Source organism: Planctomycetota bacterium (assembly GCA_035384565.1).
Classification (GTDB): Bacteria; Planctomycetota; PUPC01; order DSUN01; family DSUN01; genus DAOOIT01.
The window spans coordinates 41,226-60,243 of record DAOOIT010000021.1; the positions used below are offsets into that span (position 1 = coordinate 41,226).

6 protein-coding genes are annotated in these 19,018 nt (G+C 69.7%); 1 reads left to right on the top strand and 5 read right to left on the bottom strand.

The window, feature by feature from the left end:
- Positions 1-6: 6 nt before the first annotated feature.
- The 3 genes from PLE19_09875 to PLE19_09885 form a co-directional block, all read right to left on the bottom strand.
- On the bottom strand, positions 7-4,032 hold the full coding sequence (locus PLE19_09875; protein ID HPD15249.1) for a hypothetical protein: 4,026 nt from the start codon (positions 4,030-4,032) through the stop codon (positions 7-9).
- 66 nt (positions 4,033-4,098) lie between these two features.
- A complete protein-coding gene (locus PLE19_09880) occupies positions 4,099-8,010 on the bottom strand; it encodes a hypothetical protein (protein HPD15250.1) in 3,912 nt (1,303 codons plus the stop codon).
- 12 nt (positions 8,011-8,022) lie between these two features.
- Complete coding sequence (locus PLE19_09885) at positions 8,023-9,042, bottom strand: Gfo/Idh/MocA family oxidoreductase (GenBank protein ID HPD15251.1); 1,020 nt, start codon at positions 9,040-9,042, stop codon at positions 8,023-8,025.
- A gap of 715 nt (positions 9,043-9,757) precedes the next feature.
- Here PLE19_09885 and PLE19_09890 point away from each other — a divergent pair.
- Positions 9,758-10,798 carry a diguanylate cyclase gene (locus PLE19_09890; GenBank protein ID HPD15252.1) on the top strand — a complete coding sequence of 347 codons (1,041 nt, stop codon included), beginning with the start codon at positions 9,758-9,760 and terminating at the stop codon, positions 10,796-10,798.
- A gap of 55 nt (positions 10,799-10,853) precedes the next feature.
- Here PLE19_09890 and PLE19_09895 read toward each other — a convergent pair whose 3' ends face one another.
- Together PLE19_09895 and PLE19_09900 are read right to left on the bottom strand one after the other, a co-directional pair.
- Positions 10,854-14,663: a hypothetical protein gene (locus tag PLE19_09895; GenBank protein ID HPD15253.1), complete on the bottom strand. Its 3,810-nt coding sequence runs from the start codon at positions 14,661-14,663 to the stop codon at positions 10,854-10,856.
- A 4-nt stretch (positions 14,664-14,667) separates the two neighbouring features.
- Positions 14,668-19,011: a hypothetical protein gene (locus PLE19_09900; GenBank protein ID HPD15254.1), complete on the bottom strand. Its 4,344-nt coding sequence runs from the start codon at positions 19,009-19,011 to the stop codon at positions 14,668-14,670.
- Between the last annotated feature and the right edge of the window lie 7 nt (positions 19,012-19,018).

Genomic DNA, 19,018 nt, shown 5'->3' on the forward strand with positions numbered 1-19,018 from the left:
GCCTCCTTACTTCCCAAACGCGAACGGGCACGAGCGGGTGGGGTCGGAGAACATGAGGCTCGCGGGCCAGTTCACCTTGTAGTCCTGCTCGTTGCCCCAGGCGTTGATGCACGAGAGGGAAACGCCGACGCGGACGACCTCGCCCGGGGCGCCCGTGGTCGGAAGGATGTCCTTGCCGCCGCGCCCGGCGATGCCGCCGACGAGCTTCACCTCGGCGAAGGGGATGCGGGCCATGACGGCATAGCCGGGCCGGCCCCTGAACGAGGCGCCCGTGACGGCCCCCAAGTGCCGCCCGAGGGGATGGCTCGACAGGTCGTCGAGCTTCGCCGCCCAGATGCAGTCGCGCGGCAGGGCGTAGTTGGCCGCCCACTCCTTGCCCTCGCGGTTGTGGTGGCGGTGCTTGAAGAGCGCGGGAGAGCCGTCGCTTGTCATCCCCAAAGTAAACTGCTCTTCTTCCAGCCACAGTTCCACGCAGTCGAACTGCCACATGGCGTTGCCCTTCGGGTCATCGAAATGCATGGTGTCGTCGGCGACGAGGAACATGGCATAGAGGCTGGCCCCGTCGTGGGCGATTGCGCCGATGGCTGTGCCTGCGCGAAAGGTCTGCCAGAGGTCGTCTGGCACGGACCTACGGAACCCAGGTGTAGGAAGCATAACGATTTGCGGCATGACGCCCGCGTTCTCCCAGGGAGCCCAGTCGCCGCTGGCTTTCAGCTCAGGCACCCTTGGGATGGTGAGGAGGCGCTCGACGGGCTTGCCTTGTGTTCGGTCAGGCAAGGGCGGCGGACCGGCTTGGGTGGCAGGATTGTTCCACGTGAAACGTATAACGCTACGCTCGATTGTGTCGGCACCCTCGACGCGCAGCCGGGCGAAACGCCCGATTGCGTCGTCTTCCACATAGGCCCCAGGCTTGCCGTCGGGGCGCAGGTAGGCGTGGACGCCGTAGCGGAGGTCCACGAAGCCGATGCTGTAGTTGCACGGCCAGCTCCAGTTGCCCGTGGCGAGGCGCAGGCCGTCGGCGTTGAAGAGGTCCACCTGTCCGCCGAAGCTCTTGGCGGCCATGATCCAGGCGTTCTTCCCGTCGTTGACGGCGCTGACCGACATGTAGTTGCCGCCCGAGCTGAGGGCGAACCAGAGGGGCGTGCCGTCGGGCGTGGAGCGGCCCACGCCCGTGCCGTCCGCGCCCCACCCGGGCACCATCTTGTTGTAGAGGTCGGTCACGGCCAGGTAGTAGATGTCGCCCGTCGTGCGGTCGGCGGTGATGGCGGCATTGCACTTCATCTTGCGGGGCGAGGGGTCCTCCTTGGGGCCGAGGGTGACGGGGTGGTCGAAGTCGAAGGTCGGGTTGCCCTGGCCATCGAGGCCCTGGAAGGGGATGCGCTTGAACTCGAGGCTGTAGTGCCCGCCGGCAATGATGTCGCCGCCCTTGGTGAAGGCGATGGTGGTGTAGGCCCAGCCGCCGAGGGCCTTGTGGCGGTTGTCGTAGTCGAGGGCGGTGCGGGGCTTCAGCGGGTCGCTCACGTCAAGGAGCAACAGGTCGCCCTTGCCGTGGCGGCTGAAGTAGAAGATGAACGGCCTGCCGCCGAGGACGACCGCCCCGTGGGGCGAGCCGGGCGAGAGGCTCACCGGTTTCTTCTCACCGGGCACCTCCACGCTGCCGCGGGGGCTCTCGACCAGCCACTCCCAGGCCCCTGTCTTCGGGTCAACGCGGAAGATGCCCGGCCAGCAGTAGACGTATTCGGGCTGGGTCGGGTGGACGACCGCGGTGTCCATGAAGTTGCTCAGGGCCTCAAAGGCCACGGCGCCGCTCTCGGGCCACAGGCAGCGGAGGCGTGCGTGCTCGCACAGCAGCAACCGCCCGTCGGGCGTGATGGCCGCGTCGCGCGGGTCGCTGAAGAGGTCGGACGCGACGGGTGTCCACTCCCCCTTCGGCCGCTCGCGGCCCAGGGTGCGGATGATCTTGCCGCTCGCGGCGTCGAGCCAGGCGACCTTGGCCGCCTTGCGGTCAATGACGGCGAGCCGCCCCGCGCCGGCGGCGAGATACTGCGGTGTCTCGAGGCCCGTCGCGTAACGCTGGCCAACCGAGCCATCGGGTCTGAGCGAGACAACCTCCTTTGTGGGCGGGACGTCCCCGTCCCGCGAATCGCGGCGTGTGGACACGCCGCCCACAGGGCCTGCCAAGGCCCACAGGGCGCCCTTCTCATCCGCCGCCACGTCGCCGGCGCCGGGCAGGGGCCAATCGCGCTTCTTCTGGCCGGAAGCGAGATCAATAGAGCGAATGAGACTGAGGTCGGGGATGCCCACGAAGGCGGTCTGGCCGATGACGGCCACGCCCGCGACGCCGCCCGGCGCCTTCTCGCCTGGGGCGAAGACGGGATAGCTGTCGGCCCCGTTGGCCATCTTCGCCCGCTCGCAGGAGGGCGTGAGGCGGATCAGCTTCGTCCCCTCGCCCTTGCCCACCGCGCCGATGAAGCCTTCCACAGGAGTTGTGGGCGGGATGTCCTCCTCCCGCGTCTTTGTGGGCGGGACGTCCCCGTCCCGCGTATCGCGGCGTGGAGACACGCCGCCCACAATGCCCGACACGCCGCCCACGAGGGCGAGCCCCCCGGTGAAGTCTTTCTCGGCGAAGTTGGTGGCCTGGATCGGTTGGCCGGACGATGCGTAGCGTCGGAGCGGGTAGCCCGCCTCGTCATAGATAGTGGTGATGACGAAGCCGCCATCGGGCAGCGCCACCACGCGGTCGGCATTGTCGCAGTGGTAGGCCCCCATCGCCGCCCCGTTGTCGCCCATTGCCCCGTCGTCCACGATCCGCACGTCGTGGCTCACGCTCCGCACCTCGTACTCGCCCGCGGGCGCCGGCTGCCCGAGGTCATCCAGTCCATCCCAGTAGAGATCGGCCACGCGAGGGGCGTCCGCAAGCAGTGTCCGCACGAGGGTGCCATCGGTGCGGTAGACTCCGGCGCTCTGGCGGACCTGCGCCGGCCCTCTGGCCTTCAGCGTGGCAATCTTGCGCCAGCCTGCCGCGGGTCGGGGGTCGGGATAGTCGTAGGCCCCAACGCACACGGCCTTGCCGCGGACTCGGAGAGGCCTGCCGTCGCGGTCCTGCGTCGGCTCGGGATCGATCTTGGCGCCCACGGCCATGCCCGGGAGCCCTCCACCCCAAGCGGCTGCGGGGTCAATGCGCAGGTCGCCCCCGTCGGGGTCAACGAAGCTGGGGGGCACGTGCGCGCTCTGGCGGTCTTGGCCCGAAGCGGCGTCCCACTCATAGGGGTTGGCGATGGCCGGCACAGCGCCCCAGGGGCCGGTTGTGCCGGTGAGAACGTTGTGGCGGCTGGTCCAGGCGGCGGCGGAGACTTCGTCCGCAATCAGGTTCGAGTTGTTGGCCGCAAGGATCGAGTTGGTGATAGAGCCCCATCCGCACGCGAGCAGGAGCGCCCCGGCCGTGGACGAGCCGGTGATCGTGGCGTGTGTCACCCGCGTCGCCCGCGTGCCCTTGACGAATAACCCGATGCCGCAGCGGCGGAAGACGCAGGCGTCCACGCTCAGGTCTTCCGTGCTTTCCGTCGCCAGGCCGCGCGAGAGGCCGTCGAAGGTGCATCGCTCGACAGTGATTCCGAGACACCTCTCTGCCTTGACCCCCTGCCCGGCCCCGCGGAACGTGAGGCCCGAGGCGACAAAGCAATGCAACCGATAGAGGTGGAGCGCCGGCTCCATCGGGTTGGCCGGCTCGAGGACGACGGGGCCGGGCTTCTCGCCCGTGAGCTTGCCGCTCTCGTCGCCGGTGATCGCCATCGTCGAGCCGTCGGCGGCGAAGCGCTCGGCGAGGAGCGCGGCGCAGCGGTAGGTCCCCGGCCCAATCACGATGGAATCGCCGTGGTTCACCGCCTGCACGGCGCGCAGCACCGTGGCGAAGGCGGTCTTCGGCGTCTTGCCGTCGGCCTGATCGTTGCCGCTCTGGCGGACGAACCAGGTTTGGGCGAAGGCCGAAGAGGCGGCGAAGAACACGACAATGCATTGCAGGGCGGTTCGCATGTGGGCGCTCCCTGAAGAAGGGACGAATAACCTCCCGCAGGTTCCAAACCTGCGGGAGGTTGGGGCCTACGGCTTGAAGATCAGTTCGCCCCAGTTGCGGGGCTCGAGCTTGAGTTCGAAGACCTCGTCGTTGACGATGCCGGTGGCCTGGTTGCTCCAGTGGGTGCGCAGCACGGTGTCTTTGCCCGCCGGGTCGCCGTGGGTGACGCCGAAGTCGCCGCGAAGGACCAACCCATCCCTTGGCTTGATGCCCAGTGCGGCCAGGGGAATGGCGGCCTGGACGGTGTAGCCCTTCCTGTCGCCGTGGGGCTTGACGGTGATCTTGGCATCGCCGATGACCGTGACGCTCTCGACCGTGTAGCCGTCGCGGACGACGCCGGAGTAGAACTTCTTGGGGGCCTTGTCGGCGGACTTCGGGCGGAAGAGGACGGCGGTGGGCGTGCCCTTGAAGGGGCCGATGGAGAGGCGCAGATCGCCGAGGACGGCTTCGGTCCGCTTCGGGTCGGCGGCGGGGTCGGTGCCGAGCTGGAAGTCCACGGTGTCGCCGCCGCAATAGAGGAACTCGGGGGCCTCGGCGCCGTTGACCCAGGGGGTGGCGTCCTTGACGTCCCAGGCGAGATAGAGGTTCGCGTCGTCCCACGCCGCGGCGGTGCGGACGGCGGCGTCATCCTGCTTCTTGTAGGCGGCGACCTCGGCGCCCTGGGTGTCCTTGTTGAAGTCGCCGGTGAAGGTGGGGGTAAGTTTCTTGATGGTGAGTCGTCGGGTGCCGACGGCCTCCTGGAGGTATTTCTCGCGGAGGGTGCGTGCTTGAGCGACTTCGGCGTCGGTGATGGTGAGGCGGCGGGGGTCTTTGCGGCCGAGGAGGCCGGGCAGGCCGCCGCGGCGGCCGGGCTCGAGGCGCTTCACGGTGTCGAGGCCGACGACGCGGATGTTCCAGAAGCCGGTCTTGCCGGCCTGAAGGTAGAGCTGGCCGTCGGGCGTGGCGGCGATGGAGCCGCCGAAGTCCTCGCCGCCCATGCCGGGCGGCACGTTGTCGAGGATGGCGCCGGGCTTGGCCTCGTCGGGGAAACGCATCTTCATCGGGTCGCCCTGGAAGAGGCGGGTGAGGTAGAAGCCCTCGCCGGTGAGGATGTGCCATTCGCCGCAGTTGGTGGGGATGACCCAGAGGTTGCCGATGGGCTCGGGGAGCCTGGCGGCGCCGCAGGGGCCGTAGGAGCCGCGAATCATGCCGACCTCGGGCGGCACGGCACGGTGGGAGCCGTGGACGCCGTTGAAGTTGTCGGGATAGCGCCAGATTTCCTGGCCCGTGGCGATATGGCCGCACTGGAACCAGGTCATGTCCACCCCATACTCGCCGCCCTTGAGCACGAGCGTGCCGTCGGCGGAGCCGAGGCCGGCGAGGGGCATCTTCGTGGGCTTGGCGAGGTCGTACTTCGGGGCGCCGCAGGGGGTGAAGCCGGCGACCTTGAACTGCTTGTCGCCGGAGTAGAGCGTGAGGTCGGGGGTCATGTTCATATACCAGCCGCTGAAGCGCAGTTCGCCGTCCACGCCCGTGATTTCGCCGGGCTGGCGCGCGCCGTCGCCGTTCTCGTCGGCCCAGAGCATCGTCCTGGCTGGCTTGACGTTCTGGCCGTGGCCGGTGGTGGGAATCTCCTTGCCGTCCTTGTCGGCGTAGAAGACGACGGTGCGGAGCCTCCAGTCGGTGTCGCCAAGGCGTTCGTAGACTTGGAGCGGGCCGAGGTTGTAGCTCCAGTTGGGTGCCGTGGCGAGGTAGAGACGCCCGTTGGCGCCGAGGGCGAAGCGCGCGTTGCTCATGCCCTCGCGGGTGATGGTGGCCAGGCACTTGTCGCGGCCGGTCTTGGGGTCGAGGCGCCACTCGCACGAGTGGCCGACCATGACGAGGGGGTCGAGGGGGTTGATGGCGCCGCCGAGGGCGCCGTAGGCGGTGGGGCCGAAGAACTCGCGGACGAGGGCGCCCGTCTCGGTGTTCCACACACTCACGCGCTTGGGCTTGTCGTCGGCCTCCATCGCCCAGAGCTGGCCTTTGGCATCCACGGTGAGCGCCTTGACGAACCGCATCCCGTCGGGCTGCCAGGGGCCCAAGAGCGCCCGCCCGCCTTTGCGGCCGATGGCCTTCAGCAGTTTGCCCTCGGAATTGTAGACGAGCACCTGGTTGTCGGGGTCGCCGACGGCGACGTAGGCATTCCCCTTGGCGTCGAGGGCGATGGCGTTTGCACCCTGGAGGTTCTCGATGAAGGGCTTGGCCTCGCCGGTCTCGGGGTTGGTGGCGAGCACGGACTTCCAGCCCGAAACAACGAAGAGGACGCGGGATCTGTCGGACTTGTCCGACCCGTCCGACTTGTCGGGCCCCGCCGCCTCGATGTCCACGGGCGCGGGCACGGCGAGCTTCTTGAGGAGGGCGCCGCTCTTGCCGTCGAGGACGAGCACGGTGTCGCGCTTGGTGAAGCCGACGTAGACCCTGCCGCCGCGGGCGTGGAGGCAACTCGCGCGCTCGCCCTTGTCGAGCGCAATGCCCGCGAGCTTGGCGGCATCGAGGTCGGTGGAGCCGCTGCCGGCCCAGTCGGTGAAGCCGCCGGTCTGGGCGTCGGCGCGGAAGAGCAAGCCGTCCCAGTTCATCGCGTAGACCGTCCCGCCGTCCACCGTGACGAGTTCGGCGCCGCTCATTCCGCCGCGGCTGAGGCGCCATTGGACGTTGCCGCCGAGGTCGCAGGCGACGAGGGCCTTGCCGGCCTCGGCGCCGGACCAGCCGAGATAGACCTTGTCTTTGTCGGCGTCGCAGGCGAAGGGCACGCCGTGGTCGCCGCCCCAGTTGGTCTTGCCGCTCGGGCCGTCCCAGGGCGCCGAGCCGCCGTTGCAGGCCCAGCCGACCAGGCGCAGGCCGATGCCCTTGTGCCACAGGGCATCCCACGTGTAGGTGCCGGCGGGCACGGGCTGGCCCGGCTGCCGCCAGTTGGGGGTGGTCAAGCCGTCCCACTTGACGGTGTGCGTGCCCCTGGTGCGGAACTCGCAGTTGAGGAGCTGGCGGACGGCTCTCCCCTCGGCGTCGCGGATGTTGAGCGAAATGTAGCCGTCTTCGGGCATGGTGAATGTGATCTCCTCGAAGCCGAGGAGTTCCTTGACCTTGATCAGCCCCGTCCAGTCAATGACCGGCACGCCCTGCTGCATCGTGGTGGGGAACTCGCGGGCGTCGGCGAGGCGGAGCTTGCGGGGCGTCACGTTGCCCCTGGCCTCCAGCGTGCCCGTGCCCCAGCACTGGCTGCTCATGAAGGTGAACACGCGGTCGGGCACGACGCCTGCCTTGAAGATGTCCTTGATCGTGATGCGGAACCGGGCCTCGGTGCAGAAATTGGGCTCGAGGGTGACGCCGATCTCATCGCCCGCCTTGGGCGCGCCGACCCCCTCCTTGCACAGGAGCCTCCAGGGGAGGGCGATCTCCTGGACGTAGCCCTTGCCGTCAGCGTTCTTGCGGAACTCCTGGGCGGCGCCGGCCGTCTGGGCGTCCTTCATCCCGCCCTGATCGAACTTCTTGCCGTAGGCGAGGTCAATCACGTCAATCCCGTCGCGGTCGATCCAGGCGGTGACGTGGGTGGTGCGTTCCTTGTCGGGCTGGGTGGGCGCGGTGACGAGGCGCACCTGGAGGCAGTCGCCCGCGAAGCCATAGTCGCCCTTCGAGCTGCCGGGATTGTTCATCGGCGTCTCGTCGAGCCAGCGGGCGAGGAGGTAGAGGTTTTCGGCGTCGTACATCAGGTGGAACCAGCAGGCGAGCTTGTCGCGCAGGTTCTCCACGTCGCCGCAGGCGAACACGCCGCCCGAGAGGTCCCAGTCGTCGGCCTTGCCGTCCACGACGACTTTGCCCGGTGCGGGCAGCACCTGGATGCCGAGGTTCTCGGTTTCAGTGGCCTCCGCCGCGAGCGCGAACAGAACGATGCCGAGGATGGCCGTGCACGGTCGTTGCATGATTCCGGGCTCCTATTGGGTCAGGCGGGTCTTCAGGGCCTCGAGCAGTCCATCGGGCGGCTCGCAGGGCAGCTCGATGGGCCTGTTCCGCAGCGCGCTGGTGTAGAGGCCGAGGATGGCGTTGAACTGCTCGAGCGAGCGCTCGAGGCAACACGGGTGCGGTTTCGCGGGGTCCTCCAGCCAGTCGAAGCAGGCCCCGGTGAGGCGGGCCTGGGCCAGGTCGTCCTCGACCCCATAGTGGTGCTCGCCGCGCTCGTAGCCCGCGTCGTGGGTCTGACGCTCCCACGACCACATCGTCCACTGCACGAAGCCGCGGGTGCCATAGACCGAGATGCGCTTGTGGTGGTAGCGGCTCTCCTGGGCGGTGGCCAGCGGGGCGCACAGGCCGCACACCATCATCGCGCTCACGGCGTTGGCGAAGCGGAAGCTGGCAGCGGCCATCGAGGGGGCCGGCTGACGCGACGCCAGGTCCTCGGCGCCGCCCACCTGGCCGAACACGCTGGCGAACGGGGCGAAGCCGTTGTAGCTGTGGGCCAGCTCCAGCACGTGCACGCCCTGGTCGAGCGGCGTCGAGCGGGCGGAGACGTCTATGAACCGCACCTCGCCGATGCGGCCTTCGGCCACGTCGCGCTTGAGCTCGAGGTTGCGCGCGTGGAAGTGGAGTTGGGTGTTGACGGCGAACCTCGTGGGGCCGCGCTCGCCGAGGGCCCGGAGAGCCCGCCAGTCCTCGCCCTGGAGGGCGATGGGCTTCTCCACGATGGCCACGGGCACCCGGTGCTCGACGGCGATCGTCATCGTGGGCACGCGCAGGCCGGGCAGCGTGACGATGTGCAAGAGGTCCGGCTTCTCGCGGTCGAGCATCTCGTGGGCGTCGCGGTAACGGGTGGCGACGCCGAACTCGTCGCCGAAGTCGTTGAGCCGCTTCTCACCGAGGTCGCAGATGGCCGCGATCTTGCCCCGCTGCACGGCCTTATAGGCTCGCGCGTGGCCTCGCGCCCGCGGCCCGCAGCCGAGGAATGCGCACTTGAACATAACGTGCTCCTGAGAGAAAGTGTCGCGCTCCTGGAACAGGCACTCTAATCGAAGCCGCCGCGGGATGCAAGCGGGCGTGGGCCGCGGAGGCTTTGAAACCGCTGCTCCGGCCGCGAATCACTCTGCATTCCTCCGGGCAGCGACAGGCGTCTCGCTTGTCGAAAACGACCGCAAGCGGGACGCTTGCGGCTGCGTTGGAGACCCTGGCCGACGCCGCGTGGTTCCGGCCACGGCAAACTGATTCGCGGCCGGGGCAGTATCTCGGAACCCCCACGGCCTGCGACGCCGGCGGGGGCCACCCCAGAACCCCATGTGCCGCAATGCCTTACGCTCTCCGGCCATTCCCGCTCCATACTTGCTCATCCCGCAGATGAGCGAGTATGGCCGGAGCCGCGAGAATCGCCTATTCTCGCCCATCTGCCCATGCTGTATCACTTTCCCCCTCACAGGGTTGATACAGCATGGGCGCGCTGCGCCCCCAGGCACTCGGCACGGCCCTCCCCAGAAACCGCCAGGGCCGCCAGGAGCAGACCTCCCCACGCTCTGCGCAGGCCAGTCGAACCAAGATCGCCAAACCCTGAAGAGCCGGTCTTGAGATTGCCTCTTTGCCCCTTGCTTCTGCATGCTCCGATCCGTATAATCGCGTAAGCGTCGTCGTGACGCCGGGTTGCAGCGGTGGTTCCCGCCTGTCACGCGCATCGAGGAGGGTGAGCTCATGCCAGAGCGGATGTCGAGGCTGCTGGCTCTCTGCGTTGACATTGACCGCACAGCCATCCAGACCTACAAGCGATTGGCCTCCGAGGAGCCGGACGAGCGCCTGCGCTCCTGCTGGGAACGCCTGGCGGGCGAGGAAGAACCGCATGCCCGGTACTGGTCGCGTCTGGCCCGCACGGCCGACGAGGGCCTCGCGCCGGTGCTCTTCGACGACCCGGACCAGGCGATCGCCGAACTCGAGGAGGTGGCGAGCGAAGTCAGCCGGGTTGCCGCCGGAGCGCGGGCGTCGGCAGATTCGCTCCAGCGCGCCCGTCTGAGCCTGCGCCTCGAGCTCCACCTGCTGCACCCGGCCTACGCCACGCTGCTGAATCTGCTCGATGCGTTCGAGGAGGAGGCCCCCAAGGAGCGCCGCGCCGACCATCTCGACCGCTTTCTGATCGCGCTGCGGGATTACACCAGGAACGATCCCGATCTGGAGCTGGTGGCCAAGGCGGCGCGCCAGCTCTGGCTGCGCAACCGCGAACTCCTTCACGCGGCGCAGACCGATACCCTGATGGGGCTGTACAACTACCGCGGCTTCTGGACGGCGGCGCTGCCTCTCGCGAGCCTGGCGCAGCGGCAGAGGGAGCGGGTGGCCGTGCTGATGCTGGACGTGGACGGTTTGAGGGCGATCAACGACACGCTGGGCCATGCGGCCGGCGACGACGTGCTCCGGGACGTCGCGGACGCCCTGCGCGACACCCTGCGCGACGCCGACGTGGCCTGCCGCATCGGCGGCGATGAGTTCGTCGCGCTCCTCGTGGGGGTGGACGACGCAGGGCTGCAAGCCGTCGTGAAGCGCCTCCAGGATGCAACGGCGGCCCTCTCGGTCTCCGGGCGTCAGGTCACGGTCAGCATCGGCGTGGCGGGGGGGCTGCTGGAGGGCGATGTCACCCAGGGCATCGAGTACTTCATGCGGGAGAGCGAGAGAAACATGCACGCCGCGAAACGCGAGCGGATGGCCGAGGGGCCCGCGTGCGTAAGCGCGCTCGGGGTGTGCTGACCGCCAGCGGTCGGTCCCCGGCCGGCGCCCGGAGAGACGCGCCTCCCCACGCGAGCTACGGCGCGAAACGGCAGGCGCCCCAGAGGGCCGGCTGGAGCCGCGCTTCGGTGGGGATGTCGCTCGTGATGTTCGTGTCGCGGTTGTGCCAGCAGGCGCGCAGAGCCGTGGCCGTGCCCTTCGGGTCGCTGAAGAGCACGCCGAAGTCAATCCGCCCCTCGCCGCGGGGCACGGACGCCCCGCCCGCAACGCCAAGGAGCGCCCAGGGGATGGCGGCCTCGACCGTGTAGCCCGCGTTCCCCTTCGCCACCGCAACCTTCACTTCGTCGGCCAGCCGCACTTCGTCCATCGTCACGGCATTGGGGCGGCCGGCGCCCTCGAAGGCGTCGAAGGTGAACGGGCGCTTCGCGGCCGACACGGGGCGGTAGAGCACGGCCCGCGGCCTGCCCTCGAGCTCGGTGAGGAGGAGGCGCAGGTCGCCTGCGCGGGGATTGGGGTCGCCGAGCTTCTCGCCGGGCGGCCGCCAGAAGAGGTCCACCGCGTCGCCCCCCTTGAAGGCGAGTTCCCAGCGGGGGGCCTTGTTGAGGAGCGGGCTGGGGTCGCGGACCTCCCAGGCGACGTACAGGTTGGCCTCGTCGCAGGCGGCCAGCACGCGGGCGCCGCGTTCAGCGTCCACCTTGATCTCCACAGCTCCCTCGCGGGGCCAGTCGTCGAGCTTGCCGTCGAGCGCGATGGGCTTGGCTGCCCGCGGGACCGTCACGGCGGCAGCGCTCTTCCCGCCGGTGAGGCGGAGCTGGCGGATCTCGGCCATTCGGGGCAGGTGCTGCGGGCGAATCTCGGTCTCGCCCGCGATCCGGCGCACCGAGTCGAGGCCCGTCACCTCGAACACGCGGCAGTCGGTGAAGCCGCTGGTGAGCAGGTAGCGCCCGTCGGCCAGGCGACTGAAAGTGCCGTGGAACGACTCCTGGCCGGGGGCCATCTGGTTGGCGAGGAAGCCGCGCTCGGGCCGGTCGGGCCAGCTCTCGAAGCTGGCGCGCGCGTCGGCGAAGAGCTGGGCGACGTAGAGCATGTCGTCGGTGAAGAGATAGCGCTGGCCGAAGTCGGAGACCCAGCAGACCACCTCGCCGCCGGCGGAGAGGTCGGCCACGCCGTGGGCCTGGAAGGGGTAGAGCACGACGCCCGGCTCGGGCAGGCGATAGGTCCAGCGGCCCGTGTGCTCGCCGCGGAACCAGAAGGTGCGGCGGGGCGGCGCATCGGCGGGCCAGATGCGGCGCATCTCGTCGAAGTAGTCGCCGCGCTCGCCGGCGCAGCCGCTGTTGTAGCTGCCGTCGCGCAGGCCGATCCCGTTCTGGCATTCGCCGGCCATCGGCTCGAAGCGGGTGAGGTCGTAGAGCGGCGTGCCGCCGGGCGTGACGGCCACGCAGCGCAGGCGCAGGCCGGGCCGTGCGACGCCGCGGCTGAAGAACAGGTCGAGGTTCTGCGAGGGGCGCAGGCCCCAGTAGTCGGTGCCGCCCCAGTCGGCGCTGCCGCCGCGCACCACCTCGTCGTCGTCCACCCGGCCGTCGTCGTCGCGGTCGAGCCAGGCGAGGCGCTTCTCGGGGTCGAGGTGGACGCAGAGGGCCCAGCGGCGGTCGGGCCGCTCGCGGAAGATCTGGCGCGCGCCGCGGCACTTGTGGATGTAGGCCCGGCCCTGGAAGGCCATCATGTACTCGGCCTCCACGTTGCCGCCCGTGGCATGGTCGCCTTCGCCCACGGCGATGCCGAGCTTCGCGGCCCCCTCGGGCAGCACGAGGCCGACCTGGCGGAGCTGCCAGTCGCCCGTCTCGAGGTTGACCCGGAACTGCATGTCGCGGTAGAAGGCCATCGTGGGGTCGAGGGGGTTGATGACGCCGCCGCCGCCGTAGCCGGTGTCGCCGAGGAAGTCGCGCTGCCAGCGGCGCCCCTTCCACACGCTCACGCGCTTGGGCCGCTGGGAGTTCTCGACCACCCAGAGCCGCCCGGCGGAGTCGAGGGCCAGGCCGCTGGGATTGAGGAAGCCTTCGGCCGGCTCGTACCAGCCGTTCTGCGTGCGGCCGCCCCTCTGGCCGATCTCGGTTGTGCGGCGTCGGCCCAGGAGGTCGCGCCAGTAGCACCGCACCTGATGCAGCGGCGCGCCGAAGGCCGCGTAGGCCGTGCCATCGGGGTGATAGGCCACGGCCTGCGCGGTGCTGAAGTCGCCCTGGACGATGGTGTGGATGTCGCCGGTCGTGGCGTTGAGCTCGACGAGGCCGGTGTTCGTTGCAACCAGCAATCGGCCGGGCCCGGCGGCGCCCAGCTCGCCCGCGCCGTCCAGGCGCAGGTCGCGCACGGGCTGAAGCGTGTGACGGTCGAACATGCGGATGAGCGACTTGCCCTGGACGGAGAGGAAGACCCCGCTCGGCAGCACGGCGAAGCCGGCGGCCGTCTCCTTGTCGCCCAGGAGCGCCAGGCGCTTCGTGGGCTTGCCGTCGGGGCCCTTGAGGTCGAGCCACTGGCCGGTCTCGGCGTCGAACTTCATGAGGCCGCGGGGCGTGATGCCCAGCCAGTTGCTGTCGCCGCGGCTCGTGTAGGCGTAGAGGATGCCCTCGCAGAACGCCAGGCGGTCGGGCTCGCCGCTCTTGGCGGTCCAGACCTTGCGCCCCTGCTCGTCCACGGCGAAGAGGGGGAAGCCGGCCTCGGCCCCGAGGCCGCCCAGGAAGACGCGCCCTTCGCCCGTGGCCACGCATTGGAGGTTCCCGTGGTCCGGCCCCCAGGCGCCGGTGCCGTCGCTATTGGCCCAGGGACAGACGCGGTTCGGCTGGTAGAAGCTCATCCGCCAGCGGACGTCAATGGGGCCGCGCGTGAGGCCCACCCAGCGGTACTGGCCGAGGGGCAGCGGCTCGTTGCGGTCGCTGAGGCCCGACCAGAAGACCGTGTGGTGGCCCTGGGCGAACGGCACGCCGCCGAGCAGGCTGCACACGCGGTTGCCCGCTGCGTCCTCGATGGCGATGGAGGCAAAGCCGTCGTGGGGCATCTCGAAGGTGACGGGCACGAGGCCGGGCGGCTCAGCCTTGCGGGCGGCCATCCAGGGCGGGGGCGGGAGCGAGAGGTTGCCTTTCTCTTCGAGAATCAGCCGGCCCCAGGCCTTCGTGTTCGTCCAGAAGAAGTCGGTCTGCGTCTCGCCGTCGGCCAGGTTGTCGGTCACGCGGCTGCGGGGCCAGGTCTGGGCGTCGGCGTCGCCCCAGAACATCTCGAGGCCGAGGCGCAGGTCGGCTGTGCGGGCGGGCGCCTTGCCGTCGCTGGTGATGACCTTCCACGGGAGCTTGATCTCCTGCGTGTAGCCCCTGCCGTCGGGCGCGAGGCGGAATGCCTGCTGGGCCCCGAGCTGCTCGGGGTAGACGGGGCGGTCCACCTTCGCCGCCTCCGCCTTGCCGCCCACCGGGCCGTAGTGGACCGTCATCGCCGGCTTGCGGCCGGGCGCGTAGTACCAGGCATCAATGTGGCTGATGAAGCCGGCCATGTTGCAACGGAGTTGCACGGCATCGGACCGCCAGCCGTTGCCGACCATCGTGGCGGGGTCGATCTTGTTCACCATCGGCGTGGTGTCGCGAAACACGAAGGCCAGGTAGAGCGCCTCGGCGTCCCACATGGCGGCCACGCGCACGCTCTCGGTGTCGAGGAGGTGCTCGACGTCCTTGCAGCACACGATGGCCCCCGACGTGTCCCATTCCCCCAGGTCACCGTCAATCGCCACCTTCGCGGGCGCCGGCACCGCGTGCAGCCCGTGATTCAGCGTCCGCTCGGCGAGGGCGGGACAGCTCAGGGCGAGAACGCACGAGGCGAGGCAGAGAGCCAGGCTGGCTGAGCGCACGATGTCACTTCTCCTTCTCGAATTCGAGCGTCCCCCACAAGTTCGGCTGGAGGCGGGCCTCGGAGGGGACGTCGGACATGATCTTGGTGTTCTGGTTGGCCCAGTAGACGCGGTCCACGGCGCGGGTGCCGGTCTGGTCGGAGAGGACTCTGCCCACATCACCACGGATGATCGGGGTCTTCGCGGGGTCGAGGTGGAGGGCGGCGAGCGGCACGGCGGCCTCGAGGACGAAGCGGTCGCCCTTCCGCTCGACGGCGACCTTCGCCTCCGCGAGGATGGCGACGCGGTCCATGTAGAGGGTGCGCCAGGGCGAGGAAAAGGGGAGCCGGGCCTCCTTCGGTGTGCCAGGGACGACGTAGTCGTAGAGGATGGCGGCGGGCCTGCCGCCGACCATCGTGAAGCTCAGGCGGATATCGCCCTCGGCCGCGTCGGAGCGCTTCGGGTCGAGGCCGGCCCGCGTCTCCAGCATCACGTCCACCACATCGCCGGTCTTGAAGGCCTCGAGGAAGTCGTCGGCCTTCGCGGCGTTCTGGAAGACCGCGCGGTCGTCCTTGCCCTCGAAGAGGACGTAGAGGTGGGCGTCGTCGTAGCCGAGGGCGAAGCCGTCGCCAAAGCGCTCCTTCGGCCAATCGTCGGGCTTTCCATCCACCGCGACGCCCTGGAGGCGGCGAACGGTCTGGCGTCTGGGCTGGGCAACGGCGAGGGCGCGTTGCTGGCGCAGGCGCTCGGCCGCGAGGAAATGCTCCTTCGTGACCGTGAACTCGCCGCCCGCGATGCGGCGGATCCCGTCGAGGCCGCGAAGCTCGACGACCGAGCAATGGGGCTGGCCGACGACGTAGAGGAACTTGTGGGCCTCGCGGCGCGGGGAGAAGAGACCGCCTGAAGGCGGGACCACGAGCGAGCGAACCTTCTGGAAGGTGCCGCCGAAGTGCTCGTCGCCGAGCGAAACCTGGTTCATCAGGGCATCGGAGGGCGGCGTGTCCATCCGCCACGAGAGGCCCCGCCGCACGTCGCGGAACACGCGGTCAATGTAGAGGCCGTCGGCGGTGAAGAGGTAGGTCGCGCCGAGGTTGCTGTTGAGGCAGATGACCTCGCCGACCTCCTGGTTGACCCAGGCGGAGCCGAAGAAGCGGGTGGGCGCGATGAGTACGCCCGGCTCGCTGCCGAGGGCGCCCGTGTCGTGTCCCGCGTGGAGGCCGGGCCAGAGGTTCTTGTAGCGCCAGCGGATCCGGCCGTCGGGGGCCATGCTGGTGACGTAGTGGTCGAGGCTGATGGCGTTGCCCTCGCGGTCGGTGAAGACGGCGTCGGCGGCGTGCCGGCCCTCGAAGGTGTGGAAGGCCGTGGGCAGGCGCCAGACGGGATAGCCCTCTCTCGTGAGCCGCTCGACGCGGAAGAAGGCGATGCCCGCGACGCCGTAGTGGCCGTCGCTGAGGGCGACCTCGAAGTCCTCGTTCATGCGGAACTGCCACGTGGCGCCTGCGCGGTCGGCGACCTTCTCGCCGAGCATGAGCTTGCCGAATTGCACCTCGTCGCGCTGCACCTTGCCGTCGGCGTTGGCATCGGTCCAGGCGAAGATCGCGTGGTCGGCAGGCACGTCGAAGCGCTTGCGCAGCCACTCGGGCACGGTGCCGAGGGCGGCGACGGGGCGGACGAAGCCCCCTTGGGCCTCGCGGGGCAGGGACGCCCCGCCCACCGGGTCAACGTAGACCCAGAGCGTGGTGTTGCTGCCGTTGGCCCAGCCCTGCCAGCTTGTGAGGAAGAGCGTGCTCGTGCGGCGGAAGAGCGACCGCTGCTCGCGGCGAAAGGGATAGGAGGGGTAGCTGCCGAAGCGGTCGTAGCGGTCGTCGTCGCTCCGCCAGAAGAGATGCGTGAGGCGAATGGCGCCCGTCCGGGGGTCGCGGCGGAACTCTTTGCCGTGGTAGAAGAAGTGGTTCTCGTCGGCGGGGTCCATCTCGCCGCCGCCGCCGTACATCGGCGGGCCGAGCACCTGGTTGATGCAGCGGCCGGCCAGGTCCCACACGCTCGTGCGCTTGAGGTCCTCACTGAATTCACAAACCCAGACGTTGCCCTTGACGTCCACCTCGACGCCCGAGGGGCTTTCCAGGTTGTCGGGGTCGAAGGCGCCCACACGGTGCTTGCCCGGCTTGCCGATGGCGCGGAGCGGCTTGCCGTCGCGGGAGAAGACCTTCACCTGGTGCACGGGGTCCATCTCGCCCACGTAGAAGCAGCCTGCCTCGTCCACGGCCAGCCCGAGCGGATTCGTGAGGCCGGTCACGACGGGCCTCACGTCGCCCGTCTGGCGATGGATGAGGACCACACGCGAGCCGCTCACGGCAGCCAGATGGTCGGCGTCGTAGGGGCGGATGCGGCCGGGCTTCTCGAGGGCGATCTCCTTCACGACCGTCATCTGCTCGTGGTCGAGGAGCTTCCAAGCGATGTTCCAGGCGAAGCCGGCGGGCCGGGCGGCGAGGTTCTTCGAGAGGTCCAGCACGAGGACGACGTTCTTCGCGCGGTCGGCGAGCCAGGCGCGGTCGCCGGCGACGGCGAGGCCCTGGATATCGGCCTTCTCGTCCTTCGCCAGGTCGCGGCCGAGCAGGCGGCGGCTGGCCTTGGTCGTGCGGTGGACCTGGATCATCACGATCTTGTCCTTCACCCAGCCGCCCTGCTCGACGTAGTAGATGAAGTCGCCGTCGGCGGCCAGCACACGCGGGCAGGCCAGCCAGATGCGGCCCGAGCCCCAGAGTTTCTTCATGTCCAGGTCGGCCTCGAGCAGCGCGTGGCCCGCTTCGCAGAAGGTGCCGGCCCACATGGTGGGCGGCGTGTCCCCACGCCGCGTGTCGCGGGACGGGGATGTCCCGCCCACAACGGTGCCCACCACATCCTGCGGCGGCACGTGGTCGGCCAGCCAGCCGCCGGTCGTGTCGGCCGTGATCCAGGCCAGCCCGTGCTTCTTGAGCGGGTAGTAGGAGAACAGGTAGTGGAGCGACAGCGGCGGGTGCCACAGCCCCCGCCAGCGGTAGCGGCCGGGCGGGGCGACTTTCGCCGCGTCGGGCGACGGCTCGTGGAAGAAGTGGTTCGGCCGCTCGTACGGCGGCCAGTAGTCCTCCAGCGTCCGCAGGTCCCACCAGGCCGTGTGCCGTCCCTTCGGGAAGCTTTCGCCGGACACGAGGTTCTCGATGACGCGGCCCTTGTCATCGAGTATCTGGATGGTGGCCAAGCCGCCCTGCGGCAGGTCGAACGTGATGGGCACGATGCCCTCGGGCGCCGCGCTGGGCTTCGCGAGGCGTGTGGGGGCGGGGCGGTCGGCGAGGTCCTCGAACACGACGAGTTCGCCGATGGAGACCACGGTGGGGTCGGCCCCTTCGCCGCCGGCGGCGAGCTCCTTCGTGGTGCCTGCGATGGCCAGGAAGCGCAGGGCGCGCGTTTCGACCGTCTGGCCGAAGTCGCAATAGGCCTCCCAGAAGAGCGGCGGGCGCCAGGGCTTACGGGTCGTCAGCTTGCCGATGGTCTCCCACCCCTCGTGGTAACCTCCCGCAGGTTTGGAGTCTGCGGGAGGCTGGACCCAGCGCTGGACGAGGATTTCGGCGAAGCCGGGCTGGTGGGCGCCGATGAAGGCCGCGCAGCCGCGCATCGGGCGCGGCGCGCCCCAGTCGAGCACGATCCACTCGGGCCTCTCGGGCGAAAGCGGCTCCAGGCGCTCCCCGCTCGACCAGTTGCTGTGGCCCACCGCGCCGTTGAGGAGCACGGCGGGGTCATTGAGCTGCGCGTCGGGCGCGAAGCCGCGCGAGCGCGGCCCGCTCGAACTCACAAAGAGGTCGGCCAGCGGCGCCACGTTCACGTATCGCCCCGCCAGCATCGTGGCGAAGGCCAGCTCGGCGCGGAACTTGCCGCTGCTGTCGGGCGACATCGGGCCGCTGAGCCGCACCGCCTTCGTCACCACGCCCGGCGGCAGGGGCACGACGCGCAACTCGTGCGACTCGGAGCCAGGATACGGCGCCTCGGCCCAGTTCCCGTCCTTCAGCGGCTCTGCCGCTGCGTCGGGCTTCAGGTAGCTCACGCGCCACTTGCCATAGGCCAGCACGGTGCCGACCGGCACCGGCTGCTTGAGCGCAATGACGAAGTGCGCGTCGCCTCCCTCGGCCGTCGCCTCCGTGCGCCAGACGTCGTGGCCGATGGCCTCGGCCCGCAGAACGCCCTTGTGCGCCGCCACGCGGCCGGGCAAGGCATAGCTCCCCTCGGCGTCCGGCACCAGAACCTCCCGCAGGCTCCGAACCTGCGGGAGGTCCGGCCCGCTCCACGCGAAGTGCATCGCCACACAGGCCATCAGAGAGACAAGGCGTCTGGGCATCTCTTCC